Source organism: Agrobacterium fabrum str. C58 (genome assembly GCF_000092025.1).
Lineage (GTDB): Bacteria > Pseudomonadota > Alphaproteobacteria > Rhizobiales > Rhizobiaceae > Agrobacterium > Agrobacterium fabrum.
The window spans coordinates 127316-141884 of record NC_003064.2 but is presented as its reverse complement, the minus strand read 5'-3'; the positions used below and the strand labels follow the sequence as shown (position 1 = coordinate 141884).

Here is a 14569-nt window from a genome sequence, read left to right as displayed (position 1 = left end):
AAGCTCGGGACCTGTTGCAGCCGATATCTCGGCAAACGCAGTTGAACTGGCTAATATCCGGTCATCTCCAGATAACCTTGTCCCGATGTGCTTCCATCAAACTCTATTGGCCCCTCCCAGTAGGGGGTTGACGTCGCCATCCAGGCTTTCTCGTTCAGGGGCTTCGTTTTTATGTCGAGGCCACGGCTGGGTATCTTCACGCTCCATTCGACCGGAACGCTCTTGCCGTTGATATCCGCGGTTCGCAACGGACTGAGCAAAACGTCGTCCGGATCGACGGGAGACGCCCTGCCATCGGCGGAAATCCAGTTGGCGGAGATGTAGCCGCTTTTGTCGTCACGCAGACGGAAGGCCATGAGTTTTTCGCCGGATGCGAGGTGAAGGGAAAACCAGTCCCATCCCGTCTGGCTCGAGGCTAGCGGTTGCGACGACCATTCCCGATCGAGCCACGCCTCGCCCGTTACCTCATGAGTTTCACCATCAAGAAAGACGCTGCCGCTGACACTGTAGAATGGCTGGGAGTAATAATAGCTTGCTTGGCCCTCTGCCGATTTAACCGAGTAGCCGTTGTCCCCCTGACGCACCAAAGGCCCGTGGGCCTGAAGTTTCAGACGATATCGGAAGCTCTCGCCATTGGCGTTCAAATCGATCTGATCGAGGTCGTCCCGTGCGTCGTCAGTCCCTGCCTTCATTTGCCAATTGTCAATCCAGGCGTCGAAGGGTTCGCCTTTGACCCCCGCCTGCCCCACGCCTCCCCGCGCCAGCCGTTCGGCAACATGGTGGCGGCTCGCAGTCGTCACGGCTGCGTGGCCAATCCAAATTTGAGGGTCGGACCATCCGGGGCGCTCCACAGGTTCAAGCGCAGAACGAAAAAGTGTCCATTGGACGCCCATGCGCTGTCCATCGGCCGTCTGCAGATTTGCAGTAACGTACCACCACTCGATCTTGAAACCGGGATGCGGCTTGTGGTCTTTTGGAAAGACGAGTTCAACGCCGCGTGTGGGAATGCTGAAGCCTTCGGCATTTGACCCGAGGCCCGCAAAGCCTTGCCCCATGACCGGCGTGGGCAAGGAAGTGCATGAAGCGCAAAGGAGCAGGAGAATGGCTTTAGCGTTCACTGGCGAATATCCTCAGAAGATCAGCCGGCGCGGTTTTAGCAAGCCGTCGAACAGGGATCAGGACCGAAATGATGGCGGCAAGCAGGGCAACAAGACCCAGCCTCAGCCAGTCCAGCGGAAACAGGATCAGCGGTAGTCGCCATCCGAAAGCCTCTACATTGATGATTGCCAGCAAAACCCAAGCCAGTCCCAGCCCGACAGGGATGGCGGCAATGAATGTCACAAGCCATAGCGCAAGAGTTCGCAGGAGCTCCAGCATCGCAAGGTCGCGGCGACGAAGTCCAAGTGCCCAGACAGGAGCAAGCTGCGGCAGTCGAAGCGAAGCGAGCGTAAGCTGGCTCGAAAACATGGCAAAACCCGCCACGGCGAGCGTGAGCACATTAAGCGCGCCGGTGACCGCAAACGTCTGTTCGAAGATTGCAGCAGACTGCCGTTTCAGCGAGACCTGGTCGACAATATTGGCTTCGGGCAGGCCGAACTCAGTCATGAGGCATTGTCTGAAGCCCGCAACCTCCTGTGGCTGCATGCGAAGGCCGTATCTCAGCTTTTCCACGTCCGGGTAGTGCTGGACAAGGGCATCAAGACCAATGATGACCTCGCCCCTCGGATTGCCATAGTCGGAAAACACCCCCACGACCCGGGCTTTCCAGCCACCTGGCATTTCTATCTCTGCGCCGGGCGACGCCTTTCCTGACCTCCAGAACAGTTCGTTGACCAGTGCACCCTTCCCGCTCGCAATCTCGTCCCATGTTGCGAGCGCACCCGAAATCAACGGCCAATGATCCCTGTATGTCGCATCGTCAGCGACGCCGAAGATGCGGACGTCCTGCCCCGAAATTTCCCCTTCCGTACTCCAGATGGGTAGAACCGCCCTTGCATGGTGTGGAAACCACTGCCGCAGATGCGCAGCTTCAGCCTCGTCACGGGCCGTCACATAGACCTCTGCGGCCAGGCGCTGATCGAGCCATCCCACAAAGGTTTGCCTGAAGCTTGAGACCATGGTGCCGACCCCGATATTGGCCGACAAAGCGAGCAGCAATGCCATCAGCGCCAGGGAAAGACCCGGCAGTTGCTGGCGCGTATCGGCGAGAAACCAGCGGGTCAGTCCGTGTCCGGAGATGTGTTCGGCCGCTCTCATGCCCAGTGCCAGCAAGGTTGGAAGAATGAGTGCAGCGCCCAGAAGAAGCGCTGCAAGCACTGCGAAACCTGAAATGAGCCCCCCGCCCAGCAACACAAGCGCGCCGGATACAAAGAGCAGAACCATCCCGGCGGCCGCCTGATGGAGGAGGCTTCTCGTGGACACCATCGCCCACGCCCTCCCTGTGCCGTGGACAGTATGGGCATCCGCCAGACGCGGAGGAGATGTTGAAGCGAGGAGAGCCCGGTCCCCACCAGCGCCATTGCAAGGCCGGCAATCCACCATTCAGGCCGCAGCGAGAGTGAACCGGCAACACTGGCCCCGTAAAGACCACGCAGCGTCGCGGCCACGCCCGGCAATAGAGCCGATGCGACCACGTATCCGACAACAATGCCCAGCGCTCCCGATACCAGCGCAAAGAGCGCGGTTTCGATAACCAGCATCGCGGTCAGGGAGCGAAGTGAGACCCCGAGCGACCGCATGGTCCTGAACGACCCACGCCGTTGCTCGAACGACAAGCCCGTTGCGGAATACACGATGAAGAGACCGACAACGAAGGCAAGAAAACCAAATGCGGTCAGGTTGAGATGAAAACTGTCCGTGAGCCTTGCAACGTCGGGCCTGCTTCTTGCGTGTTCGAGGGAAAGTTCAGGGGCTATGTTTCCGATCGTCGGAAGATCGGGGTCTTGCGATGGCGAAACGATAAGCCGGCTCAGGTCACCATTGCGTTTCAACAGGCGGTCAGCCGTGGAAATATCGACAAATGCTGCGCCGTCGGGGAGGTCCGCTCGTGCCTTAAGGGAAAGGCCAGAGGTATCTTTCAATGTGGCAGCCGTTGCAGGCGAAACGATCATCTGTCCGGGCGTCTGGATGAATAACACCAGCCCGGACGGATCAGATGGTGCAGGCACCATTCCTTCGGACGGCATGGTCAGGGGGTCGATGCCGATAAGCCTGATACGCGTCGTACCAAACCTGTAATCGCCTTCAATGATCGGAGAGACGTGCAAACCCGTCCTTCGAAGCCGGGCATATGTTTGGGAGGAAATTCTGCCGCCGTCCTTTGCCACCAGTTGATCCAGCTGGTTTTGCGCCAGGACCGAGGCCGCCCGGTCATAACTTGCTCTGGCTTCGGCATTGATTGCCTGGACGGCGCACCAGAGGCCGGTTGCGAGCGTGACGCCGACAATGAGGGTGATAAGCTGAAGCGGTCTGTAGCGCCAGTGTGAGAGCAGCGCCCGGAAAGCGGTCCAGTTCATTGCGAAACCTTCCCGCCACTCAGCGCGAGACGCCGATCGAGTTTTACCGCCAGCCGGCTGGAATGGGTCACCAGGAGGAGTGTGATCTGCGCGGACTTTGTCAGTCTCAACATGAGATCGATGACGATATCAGCCGTCGTCTCATCGAGATTACCCGTCGGCTCATCGGCAAGGATGAGGGGCGGTCTTGCCGCAAGCGTACGTCCGATCGCCACCCTTTGCTGCTGACCGCCGGAGAGCTGTTCGGGATAGCGTGCAAGCAGCTCTCCGATCCCGAGCGCCTCGACCAGGCTTTTTTCCCAGACCGGGTCGAAACGGCCCGCCAGCCGGGCATGAAACGAGATATTGGATCCGACATCGAGGCTCGGAATGAGATTGAACTGCTGGAAGATCAATCCCACCTCCCGGCGTCGGAAGCTCGCTCGACCGGCCTCGTCGAGATCGGTGATTTTCCGACCCCTCACCGTGATAATGCCGCTGTCGGGCAAATCAAGGCCGCCGGCCAGATGCAAAAGCGTACTCTTTCCACTGCCGGATTCCCCCGTCAGGGCAAGACTTTCGCCTGCTTCAAGTGAAAGGTCGACGCCGTTCAGGACCGGGATATTGCCTTCGGCTGTCTGGTAGGATTTCTTGATGCCGGAAAGTGAAAGGACCATGGCTCTTCGATCTCTGCTTCGTCCTATATGGACCGATATGCAGGCGGATCTCAACCGGTTTAGATACCGATATTCCACGCGCAGCCTAAACGACCGCACCGTTTCTGGCTGTAAAGTCGCCCTCCCCTCTGGCATCTCTCCTCGCCCGTTCCGAGTTTGAGAACGCTCACCGTAGGCTTCCGACAGTCATGGCGGCTCTCGAGGATCGGATGGATGGACGAACGACATGATCAACCTGAAGGTTTTATGTCGCGGCGCCTTAGATAGTTTGTGAGCCGGGCACCATCCAGACAGCGGACTGCACAATGACGGGTTCATCGTGCGAAAATCTCTTCTGCATAAAAGAAAGACGCGACGTCTGAACCCGCTCTTGCTCTGCTGTGGTCTTGCGAACGCGGTGACGCGGTCGGCGCAGGCGCCCAAAGAGAGCCGCCTGCGCATCCGCTCGCAGCGTCAAGGAAGGTGCCTTGGCGCCCTCGGTTTTTTCAGCGTATCCATGAGTTCCAGCGCTGCACCAGCATGCCCATGTTCGCGTTGATCCATTGTGCATCAGGGACGATGATCCGGTTTTCAACATCTGCCGCAGATGGGAGGGTGGCGCGAGCCTCAGATGACATCTGCGAAATCGCTTTCTGACTTGGAGGAGTGCAAGAAAGCGTTTCGCAGGCTTTGGCCTGCGCCGCAGGATTCCTTAGCCAGAACTCAATGAGCTTCAGCGCATTTTCCCGATTCGGTGCGCCACGCACGAGCGCTATGCGATCGCCCACAAGAAATGCGCCATCGTAACTCCAGCCTATCTTGTAACCTTCTGCTTTCAAGGCCTTCGCGCGCGTCAACCAGATCTGTCCAACGCGATACTCGTCATTGCGAAATGCTTGAACGCTTTGATCTCCCGTCCTCCACCAAACCTGTACACTGTCCCTGAGTTCGTCAAGCTTGCGAAATGCTCGATCTACATCAAGTGGGAAAAGTTTTTCTCTCGGCACTCCGTCCGCGAGCAATGCTGCGGCCAACACTCTCCATGGATCGTCAAAATTAGGAAAACTTCGAGCACCCGGAAACTTCGCCAGATCCCACATGTCAGCCCAAGTTTGAGGGTTGCTGCCGTTCTCATTCAGTTTGTAAGCCAAAAGGGTGGAGGTTGACTGCAATTTCGCCCCGCCGCGCGTACAAGAGTCGGCCAGCAGGTCCGTGCTGTTAATGAACTGCATGCAAAAGTCTGACAGGTCTTCCGTTATGGCGAAGTGTGCGTCGGATCCAGCTTGGATTTCGCCATCCAGATAGAGGTCCCATGTGACGTTGCCTGTTTGAACCATAGCAGTGACCTTCGCCCGCTTCTCCGCATCTGTTCCAGAAACAGTGACGACTTTTATTCCTGTCGCTTTCGTGAAGGGCTCGAACCACGCTTCACGCAGCGCCTTTTCGTAGGTACCTCCCGTAGTAGCAATGACCACACGTTGCTCGGCACTCGCCTTTTCAAGCCCAAGAGCGAACATGAGAGCGAAGGCGACGAACACGTAAAACGCGGATTTCAGGCAAGCCTTCGGCGTCTGATCCGATCTGATCATTTCAAATCCTCTTCAGTTAATGTGGAGTTAGTGTCTGCTTCGAGTAGTCAGAAGTTGCGCCGCCGTCATGAGCACGAGTGAGATCGCGACGAGCACGGTTGACGCGGCGGCGATCACTGGCGTGAGATTGAAATCGATATCTTCGAACATCTTGCGTCCAATCGACTTCCCGCCAATGTCAGAGATGAAGAACGAAACCGTCGCGTCATCGAACGACGCAAGAAATGCAAAGACCGAAGCCGCGGCGACGCTCGGGCCAATATTAGGCAGCATCACGAGGAAAAAGCTCTGGAATCGATTTGCGCCGCAGTTGAGAGCCGCGAGTTCGAGCGAAGGGTCAAACTTCTGCACCGCAGCACCCACCACGATCATGACATAGGGGATGGCTAAAACTGTGTGCGCGAGAACAAAGCCTGCAAACGTCCCCGTTACTCTCCACGGTGAGAACACCAGGTAAAGCGATACACCCAGAACTACGTGCGGGACGATCATTGGCCCAAGCGCAAGGCTTTGCAGAAGCCCCTTAAAAGGCAATCTACTCTTTGCGAGCGCTAGCGCTGCTGTCGTGCCAATGGTTGTTGCCACGATAGCTGTCGCGAATGCGACCTGCAGGCTGAACAATGTTGCCGACATCCAGTCAGGATCAGAGAAATACGCCCTATACCATTTTAAAGTGAGGCCTTGCGGTGGAAACGCAAGGTAGCTGCCGTCATTCAGGCTCATCGGGACGACGAGAAATGTCGGCAGGATCAAGAATACCGTTATCAGGAAGACGAAGAAGCCTGCGGTATAGATCCGTACGATATTGCGATACCGTCCGACGGCATTGCGCAGTGGCCGCGCCAAAGAAGGCCGGACCGGAAATGTTGAGCTATCAGATGCCACTGTTCAGCCCCTTGCTTAGCGAAAGTGTTCTTCGAAATATGATTACGACGGCAAGCGTGACGACCAACAGTGAGGTTGAGAGCGCAGCCGCAAAAGGCCAATCGAGCAGGACAGTCGTCTGTTGACCGATGAGCGTTGCCACCATGAGCGATCCTGCTCCCCCTACCAACGCCGGGGTGACGTAGAAACCGAGTGCAAGAACGAAACTGATAACGCAGCCCGCAAATATCCCAGGAAGGCTCAGAGGAACAATGATCGCGCGAAAGGCGTGCAATCGAGTTGAGCCAAGATTCATTGCCGCCTGAACGTACTCGGGGGGGATAGCCCGCAGTGCCGCAAAGATAGGCATGATCATGAAGGGAAGAAGGACATGGGTCATTGCGACGATGACCGCACCCTGTGTGTAGATCATGCGCAGGGGCTCGTCGATGAGCTTGGTCGAGAGAAGTGCCTGGTTGATAATGCCGGTTCTCTGAAGCAGCACAATCCAAGCATATGATCGGACCAAGACCGATGTCCAGAGCGGAATGAGCACGCATCCCGTCAATATGAGGGTCCAGGGGTGTTTGAGCCGGACCATCGCGTTGGCTACAGGAAAGCCTAGGAGCAGGCAGCAGCACATAACCGCAAGTGCCACGACCGTCGTGGAGAACAGGACGTTTAGATAAAGCGGGTCGCGAAAGATGCGGATGTACAGCTCCAGGCTCATGTCCGGCATACTGAGTGCGACGAGCCTTGCCAGAGGATAAACGAATCCTGTCAAAAGCATGAGTGCAGCTGGCAGAAGCAAAAGCAATGCGCCTGCATGGGAATATGTTTTTGCAGAGGGCGTAGAAAACATCACGCTTTGTAAATTGGCGATTGCTCTGGAAGCGAGTGAAGAAGCGCTCATGCCGCAGACGTCTCCTCTTTTGAAAAAAAGCTGACAGCCTGCGGGTCGGGTACGAGATCGACCGTATCACCGGCGCGGAAATTTACCTCACTTCCGGTCACGACCTGAACCTCCACCAGCGGTGATCCAGGCAGGTCCAGACGGACCATGTACGCATGGAATGATCCAACGAATGCAAGGCTCTCGATCTGAGCTGGTATTGCCCCAAAACCTCGAGGACCTCGTTTTTTCAAGGCGATCCTCTCGGGACGCATGGCCAGGATTACCTCGTCACCAAGCCGGAGTGCCGCCCGTGCCGCATCGACAGAAGCGGTCCGGACAAATACGTCGTCCGCCAATCGCACGAGCATCCCGTCGTCTTCAAAAGAAACAATCTCTCCTCCGACGAAGCTCATTTTTCCGACGAAATCAGCAACAAAACGGGTTGCGGGCGCGTGGTAAAGACTAGAAGGAGCCCCTATCTGGACGATGTTTCCGCCCTGCATTATCGCAACGCGATCGGACATCGTCAGCGCTTCTTCCTGATCATGCGTTACGTAAAGGACGGTTGCTCCCACCTGTCTCTGGATGCGCTTGATTTCGAACTGCATGGCTTCACGCAATTTCTTGTCAAGCGCGCCGAGGGGCTCGTCCATCAGCATAACGGGCGGCTCAAACGCAAGCGCTCGTGCGACCGCCACACGCTGCTGCTGGCCACCCGAAAGTTCAGAAGGAAACCTGTCAGCAAAACCGGCTAGGTGAACGAGGTCAAGCATGTCGTCTGCCCGCTGCCTCCATCCGGAGCGCCACCGCGATCTGAGCTTTAGCGGGAAAGCAATGTTCTGACGGACAGTGAGATGGGGGAAAAGCGCGTATTTCTGAAAGACCATCCCGATATTTCGCTTATTCGGCGCAAGGTCGGTCACGTCTCGGTCGCCGATCACGATCCTGCCTGCCGTGGGACGCTCAAAACCGGCAATCATCGTCAGGACGCTGGTCTTGCCTGACCCAGATGGGCCCAGCACTGACACGAACTCGCCTGGCTCCACGCGGACGTCAACACCAGCGACTGCAACGACGTTGCCATAGCTCTTCGCGAGCCCGTCAAGATTTAGAGTCTCACCTATCAATACCTCACCCCTCCGTTTTTTATTGCCGCGACGAACGTGAAAACGAGTGCTCGGAGCGGCTTTCAAGATTATCTTGCCAAGCCAGCGACGCGTAACAGGATTAGATGCTAACAGCGTTTATGATGTCACATAGCGTTCGCAAAAACTTTGCATTCCATTTTTGTGACATCAAAAATGTGATGAGTCAACGGAACATGAGGGGAAAATGATCGACATTTTACGTGATGAGAGCGATACCGGCGCCCAAGGCCAGCGAATGGGAAGCATGGTTTATGACGTGCTACGGGAGAGAATGATCCGCGGCAGCTACCCTCCCGGGCACAAGTTTACTGTCCGGGGGATAGCCAGTGAACTCGACGTGAGCACGACGCCTGCCCGCGACGCGTTGAACCGCCTGACAACGGAATCGGTACTTGTTTTTTCCGGCCCCAAGACGCTCATCGTTCCGACGCTCACAAAGGCGGAATTACGCGATATCACCGTTACGAGGATCGCCCTGGAAGGAACCGCCGCTGAATACGGGGCAAGGAATCCCGACGAAGCGACAAATAGAAAACTCATTGATATACAAAGAGTTATAAACGAGAATTTAGCAGCGGGCCGGTATCACGATGCTCTGTGGCACAACAAGGAATTCCACTTTGCCATCTATAATCTATCCGGACTGACCGGCCTGCTCAGCATGATTGAAACCCTGTGGGCGCGCATTGGCCCTACACTTCTCAACCTCTACCCCGAGTACGCGCAAAACCGCCAGGGCGTCCACAATCACATGGTCGCGATTGAGGCTCTTATTGACAAAGACCCGGCCGGCGTGCGGGCGGCGATAGAGAACGATATCAGGGAGGGTTACCGCAAACTTCGCAACGCCGTATCGGTGACAGACGAATTATAACCTGAACTTAAAATTGACGTCACATATTGACTCATCAAGTTTTTGTTGCAACAAAATTGCAAATGGCGGGCGCAGATTGCCTGTCTTCCTCCAGGACAAGGGTTTTATGGTTCAATGCTGTCATCGTCGAATACCCCGCTAACAGGTCCCAACGACCGGCAAACGTCCATCGCGTTCTTTGAACGCGCCTCCACCGTTTTTCCAGGCGGTGTCACACGCGCGACAATTGAGCTGGATCCCCACCCGATCTTTGTTGCCTACGGGGAAGGCGCGTTTGTGACCGACGTCGACGGGCACCGTATGCTGGATCTAAACAATAACTTCACAACCCTGATCCACGGACATGCCTATCCCCCAATAACTGAAGCGATTGCCGGACTACTAAGAACAGGCAGTTGCTTTGCTAATCCGATGAACCATGAAATCGATCTGGCCGAATTGCTAGTAGGCAGGATTCCGGCTGTTGAGCAGGTCCGCTTCGTCGCGAGTGGAACGGAAGCCGTTATGTTTGCCATCAAAGCCGCTAGAGCAACGACCGGCCGGGTCGCAATCGCTCGGGTGGAGGGTGCGTACCACGGCGCATATGACTGGGCGGAGGCGGGCCAGCACGCATCGTCGAATACGCCCTGCGCCGCCTATCCAGGAATGCCAGCAAGCGTCATAGATGACGTCGTGCTCCTCCAATTTAACTGCCCCGCAGAGTTGGAGCAACAGATCGCGATGAATGCCGGGCGCCTTGCGGCTATTCTTATCGATCCGATGCCCAGCCGGGCAGGCCTCATAGAGCCAACAGAGGAGTTCATCGCAACTATCAACAAGGTGGCGAAGCAACATGGGATCGTCATTATCGCGGATGAAGTCCTGAACCTCCGCCAGGGCTTCGCTGGAGCTTCAGCGCGCTACGGTCTGAAGCCGGATCTCGTCACAATGGGGAAGATCATCGGCGGTGGCTTTCCAATAGGGGCAGTCGGTGGACGTCGGGAGATCATGTCGGCCTTTGGCAAGCAAGGAAGTAAGGCGCCATTGACGCAAGGCGGAACCTTTGCTGCAAATCCCGTGTCGATGGTCGCTGGCCGTCTTGCGATGGAAGCCCTGACGCAAGATGCTTTCCAACGTCTCGAACATATGGGCAACCTGGTTCGCGAGGGGTTGAGGTCACGCATCGAACGTCACGGCGCAAATCTGAGCGTGACGGGAGCGGCTTCGCTTTTTCGAATACACGCCAAGAAAGTGGCGCCGGTTTCTTATCAGGACAGCATTCCGACAGCTTCGGAAGACGTCGTTTTGAAACTGCTGCGCAGGCACTTTGCAAACAATGGGATCTTGATGCCCTACGGCGCCGCTGCGTCGCTATCAACGCCCATGACGGACAATGACATGGGTGACATTGTTTCCGTCTTTGACGATTTCCTCGTGAATCTCGATCGACATGCCTGGGAGGCCGCATAATGGATACTGCAGTTCATGAAACAACCGTCGCTGAGCGTATTGCCAAAGCGTTGAGGCGCCATGATGTGGAGGTAATCTTTGGACAAAGCCTTCCGTCGGCGGTCATTTTGGCGGCCGAAAAGATCGGTATAACTCAGATAGCCTATCGTCAGGAAAACATGGGTGGCGCCATGGCCGATGGTTACGCCAGGCGTTCGGGCAAAATCGGGATCGTGGCAGCCCAGAACGGGCCCGCGGCGGCGCTGCTGGTTGCTCCGCTGGCTGAAGCACTCAAGGCTAGCGTCCCGGTCGTAGCACTTGTCCAGGATGTGGAGCGTGATCAGACTGATCGGAACGCGTTTCAGGACCTCGATCACATCGGCCTGTTTCAGTCATGCACAAAATGGGTTCGTCGTGTTTCCGTGGAAGAGCGGATAGACGATTACATCGATGCCGCGTTCACCGCCGCCTCGTCTGGTAGAGCAGGTCCCGCAGTCCTGCTTCTTCCTGCGGATCTTTTGCGATCCGTATCTACTACCCCTTCAAGGAGAAGAACGAACAATCTCGGCCATTGGCCGCTCGACAGATCACGTCCCGCCGACAAAGATCTTGATATCGCTGCGAAAGCGATTGCGAACGCACGCGCACCTGTCGTGATAGCAGGCGGCGGCATCCACGCCTCCGGGGCTGCCCAGCAGTTGCGACTACTGCAGGACGAATGCTCGATACCTGTCTTCACAACGAATATGGGCAAGGGCTCAGTTGATGAGTGGCACCCTCTTTCAGGAGGGGTACTGGCATCTCTTGTCGGTCCGAAGTCACTGGGTCGACACACGGTCGAGATCGTTCGGGAAGCGGATCTTGTCGTCTTAATCGGCACGAGGACGAACCAGAATGGAACAGACAACTGGCGCCAGTATAGTCCTGATGCCCAGATTATTCACATAGATACCGATCCACAGGAGGTCGGCCGGAATTTTGAGGCAATTCGTCTTGTTGGTGACGCACGGGAGACCTTGGCCGGCCTACGCGAAAGGATCAGGCTTTGTGACTTGCACCTGAGAACCGTTTCCCGCGAGGCTGTCTGCAACCGTCTTCGGGAAAGCTGGAGGAAATTCAATGATGATCGCAGAGGCTATTACAGCTCTGAGGCCTCACCGCTTCGTCCCGAACGGATTATGGCCGAACTTCAGGGAGTTATCGATGAAAACACCACAGTGGTGGCGGACGCTAGTTATTCATCGATGTGGGTCCTCGGACAACTCAGAATTTCTTCCGAAAGGACACGTGTGCTCACCCCCCGGGGTCTTGCAGGACTTGGGTGGGGAGTTCCCCTTGCAATCGGAGCCAAGGTCGCCGCACCTGAGAGCGATGTTGTAGCGCTGGTGGGAGATGGGGGATTTGCGCACAGCTGGGCCGAGCTTGAAACCCTGGTCCGCATGCAAATTCCGATCACGATCATCGTGCTAAACAACGGAATTCTTGGCTTCCAGCGTGATGCCGAAACTGTAAAATTCGGAAAGTACACAACCGCCTGCCATTTTGCAGAGGTCGATCACGTCAAGATTGCACACGCGTGCGGATGCGATGCGGTCCGTGTCACGCAACCGCAGGACCTCAAGGCCCATATGCAAAAGGTCAAGAAAAGAAAGTTGCCGTTGCTGATAGAGGCTATGACCGATCCCGAAGCTCACCCGGCACTTTCTCTCTTTGCTCAGATGGACAGTGCGGCATGACGAGAGATCGCCAGAGCCGAGTCGCAGTGGTCGCCGGAGGCACGTCCGGTATCGGACTGTCGGTTGCACGACATTTACTCGGTATTGGCCACAAGGTCGCGGTTTTTGGGCAGACAGAAAGCGCGGCGAAGGCCGCGCGCTCGTCCTTCGAGGCTGAGATAACATCTAACCAGCTATTGGTCGGTTGTTGCGACGTCAGAAATCCAGGCGAGGTTGCCGATTTCTTTCGCGATGTCGAAACCTTGTGGTCGTCCACTGCGCTACTGGTTTATTGCGCGGGCATTTCGCCGAAAGCAACGGACGGTGTGGCCAAGCGATTTACCTCGGTTGACCTGGACGAGTGGAATGATGTGCTGGACGTGAACTTGACGGGCGCCATGCTCTGCTGTCAAGCAGCCTTACCAGGTATGGTCGACAAGGGATTTGGCCGGATTGTCCTCATCGGCTCGCTTGCAGGACGAACACGGCCTATGATCGCCGGTGCGGCATATGCAGCATCAAAAGCCGGGCTCGCTGGCCTGGCCCGTGCGCTCGTCAGCGAATTTTCAGCCGACGGGATTACAATCAATGTCGCCGCTCCGGGTCGCATCTTGACGCCAATGGCGGGAACCGCAGCGACGTCAGTCAATCTCGAGGCAGTAAAACGAATACCCACCAGGAGACTAGGAGAGGCCGAAGAAGTGGCACGGCTGGTCGGCTTTTTAGTCTCCGATGAAGCCGCTTTCATCAATGGAGCGATCATAGACATCAACGGCGGCGAGTACACGCCCGCCTGACCCACAAATTGTCAGACGCAGAAACAAAGCGAAGGGAGATGCTCTTGCGTCACTCGATCTTAATCCACACGACTGACCCGGAGCTCTACCTGATTTTGCGTTACATTCTCGAGCAGGCCGGCCACGACGTCGACCTGCTGCCGAGCCTCGACATGTTTTTACCGGATGAAGCGAATAGTCAGCCACACCGCCGCACGGTACTGATCTGCCTTGCAATGGACGATCTGCTCCGCTCAGCGGTTCTTATAAAGAAAGAACAGCCGGACATTCGAGTTGTCGGCTTCCCACTTGACAATAAAAAGATGGGCGGCGTTCAATCATCCGTGTTTGACTATCTGGTGAGGCGCCCTTTTGACCCGGGCAACCTGCTTGAGTTTCTCAAGTTTGGCCTGCGTTGCAACACAACCGCACCAACTGATGTCAGCGTTTTTCTCGATGACGTGGAAATCAATGTTGCATCCGTCCGGGTCCGGCGGGGTGAGACGCACATCAGTCTTTCGCCCCTGCATTTCAGGATCCTGTTGTATCTGGCAAGAAACACAGACAGGGTCGTCAGCCGGGACGAACTCATCCGGAATTGCTGGCCCGAGGATGCCGATGTCGAACCGCGTACAGTGGACATTCACATCGGCAAAATAAGACGGTCTTTGAACCGACACGGCCACAACGTCATCAGAACCGTGCGCTCCGCAGGATATTCGGCCACAAAATAATAATCCGGCGCGCACAATTCATACGTCAGCAAGCGACCGAAAAACTCTGGCCCAAAAAAGAAAATCGCGATCCCTCCCGTCGAGGCGTGCATCAATAGCACTGAAGGCGACGGCGAGCGCGGCATCTGTACCGAAAATCACTCTGGCAATTGCCGTGGCGTCGGCTTCATCGCAAGACGTGAGAATGTCATCGCCGGCGCTATGGGCAATGCCTGTACTTTTCCAACTACGCATGTAACCTCCGAGCCACCCGGCGCGGAACAACGAATTTGCCGGGCGTTCAGGCTCGTTTCAGAGATGCAGAGCGCAGCGCCTGCATGTTCGCCCATGGCTATTCGATCAGGTTACGGCTTTCCCGCCCATGAAGCGCAATGGGCCGCAAGAAAGCATCTTTAT

The 14569-nt window shown here is 56.3% G+C and carries 12 protein-coding genes and 1 pseudogene; 5 read left to right on the top strand and 8 right to left on the bottom strand.

The window, feature by feature from the left end; genetic code table 11:
- Positions 1-50 precede the first annotated feature (50 nt).
- The 7 genes and pseudogenes from ATU_RS24585 to ATU_RS24555 all read right to left on the bottom strand — a co-directional run bounded on the left by ATU_RS24585 (position 51) and on the right by ATU_RS24555 (position 8625).
- Positions 51-1118 carry a lipocalin-like domain-containing protein gene (locus ATU_RS24585; RefSeq protein WP_010974398.1) on the bottom strand — a complete coding sequence of 356 codons (1068 nt, stop codon included), beginning with the start codon at positions 1116-1118 and terminating at the stop codon, positions 51-53.
- Positions 1108-3515 (bottom strand): annotated as a pseudogene (locus ATU_RS24580) (ABC transporter permease). The gene ATU_RS24585 and the pseudogene ATU_RS24580 overlap by 11 nt, the downstream one beginning before the upstream one ends.
- Positions 3512-4171, bottom strand: a complete 660-nt coding sequence (locus tag ATU_RS24575) for an ABC transporter ATP-binding protein (protein ID WP_035256994.1) — start codon at positions 4169-4171, stop codon at positions 3512-3514. The pseudogene ATU_RS24580 and the gene ATU_RS24575 overlap by 4 nt, the downstream one beginning before the upstream one ends.
- Before the next feature lie 485 nt (positions 4172-4656).
- Positions 4657-5739 carry an ABC transporter substrate-binding protein gene (locus tag ATU_RS24570; protein WP_010974393.1) on the bottom strand — a complete coding sequence of 361 codons (1083 nt, stop codon included), beginning with the start codon at positions 5737-5739 and terminating at the stop codon, positions 4657-4659.
- Positions 5740-5766: 27 nt separating this feature from the next.
- The gene (locus tag ATU_RS24565; protein ID WP_010974392.1) at positions 5767-6624 is read right to left on the bottom strand and encodes an ABC transporter permease; all 858 of its coding nucleotides are present in this window, start codon (positions 6622-6624) and stop codon (positions 5767-5769) included.
- Positions 6614-7516, bottom strand: coding sequence for an ABC transporter permease (locus ATU_RS24560; protein WP_010974391.1), 903 nt, complete (start codon positions 7514-7516; stop codon positions 6614-6616). The genes ATU_RS24565 and ATU_RS24560 overlap by 11 nt, the downstream gene beginning before the upstream one ends.
- Positions 7513-8625: an ABC transporter ATP-binding protein gene (locus tag ATU_RS24555; protein ID WP_010974390.1), complete on the bottom strand. Its 1113-nt coding sequence runs from the start codon at positions 8623-8625 to the stop codon at positions 7513-7515. Before ATU_RS24555 ends, ATU_RS24560 begins: the two co-directional genes overlap by 4 nt.
- A 205-nt stretch (positions 8626-8830) precedes the next feature.
- On the opposite strand from ATU_RS24555, the gene ATU_RS24550 reads away from it, so the two are divergent.
- The 5 genes from ATU_RS24550 to ATU_RS24530 all read left to right on the top strand — a co-directional run bounded on the left by ATU_RS24550 (position 8831) and on the right by ATU_RS24530 (position 14173).
- On the top strand, positions 8831-9520 hold the full coding sequence (locus tag ATU_RS24550; protein WP_010974389.1) for a GntR family transcriptional regulator: 690 nt from the start codon (positions 8831-8833) through the stop codon (positions 9518-9520).
- Between the two features lie 114 nt (positions 9521-9634).
- Positions 9635-10969, top strand: a complete 1335-nt coding sequence (locus ATU_RS24545; protein WP_010974388.1) for an aspartate aminotransferase family protein — start codon at positions 9635-9637, stop codon at positions 10967-10969.
- Positions 10969-12684, top strand: coding sequence for an acetolactate synthase catalytic subunit (locus ATU_RS24540; RefSeq protein ID WP_010974387.1), 1716 nt, complete (start codon positions 10969-10971; stop codon positions 12682-12684). Before ATU_RS24545 ends, ATU_RS24540 begins: the two co-directional genes overlap by 1 nt.
- A complete protein-coding gene (locus ATU_RS24535) occupies positions 12681-13460 on the top strand; it encodes an SDR family oxidoreductase (RefSeq protein ID WP_010974386.1) in 780 nt (259 codons plus the stop codon). The genes ATU_RS24540 and ATU_RS24535 overlap by 4 nt, the downstream gene beginning before the upstream one ends.
- A 38-nt stretch (positions 13461-13498) precedes the next feature.
- Complete coding sequence (locus ATU_RS24530; protein ID WP_010974385.1) at positions 13499-14173, top strand: winged helix-turn-helix transcriptional regulator; 675 nt, start codon at positions 13499-13501, stop codon at positions 14171-14173.
- An 18-nt stretch (positions 14174-14191) separates the two neighbouring features.
- Here the strand turns inward: ATU_RS24530 and ATU_RS24525 are convergent, their stop codons facing one another.
- The gene (locus ATU_RS24525; protein ID WP_010974384.1) at positions 14192-14407 is read right to left on the bottom strand and encodes a hypothetical protein; all 216 of its coding nucleotides are present in this window, start codon (positions 14405-14407) and stop codon (positions 14192-14194) included.
- Positions 14408-14569 lie beyond the last annotated feature (162 nt).

Bases quoted from the DNA above. Each gene is read 5' to 3' on its own strand.
- ATU_RS24575 (WP_035256994.1), bottom strand. From the start codon at position 4,171: ATGGTCCTTTCACTTTCCGGCATCAAGAAATCCTACCAGACAGCCGAA.
- ATU_RS24570 (WP_010974393.1), bottom strand. From the start codon at position 5,739: ATGATCAGATCGGATCAGACGCCGAAGGCTTGCCTGAAATCCGCGTTT.
- ATU_RS24560 (WP_010974391.1), bottom strand. From the start codon at position 7,516: ATGAGCGCTTCTTCACTCGCTTCCAGAGCAATCGCCAATTTACAAAGC.
- ATU_RS24550 (WP_010974389.1), top strand. From the start codon at position 8,831: ATGATCGACATTTTACGTGATGAGAGCGATACCGGCGCCCAAGGCCAG.
- ATU_RS24545 (WP_010974388.1), top strand. From the start codon at position 9,635: ATGCTGTCATCGTCGAATACCCCGCTAACAGGTCCCAACGACCGGCAA.
- ATU_RS24540 (WP_010974387.1), top strand. From the start codon at position 10,969: ATGGATACTGCAGTTCATGAAACAACCGTCGCTGAGCGTATTGCCAAA.
- ATU_RS24535 (WP_010974386.1), top strand. From the start codon at position 12,681: ATGACGAGAGATCGCCAGAGCCGAGTCGCAGTGGTCGCCGGAGGCACG.
- ATU_RS24530 (WP_010974385.1), top strand. From the start codon at position 13,499: ATGCTCTTGCGTCACTCGATCTTAATCCACACGACTGACCCGGAGCTC.
- ATU_RS24525 (WP_010974384.1), bottom strand. From the start codon at position 14,407: ATGCGTAGTTGGAAAAGTACAGGCATTGCCCATAGCGCCGGCGATGAC.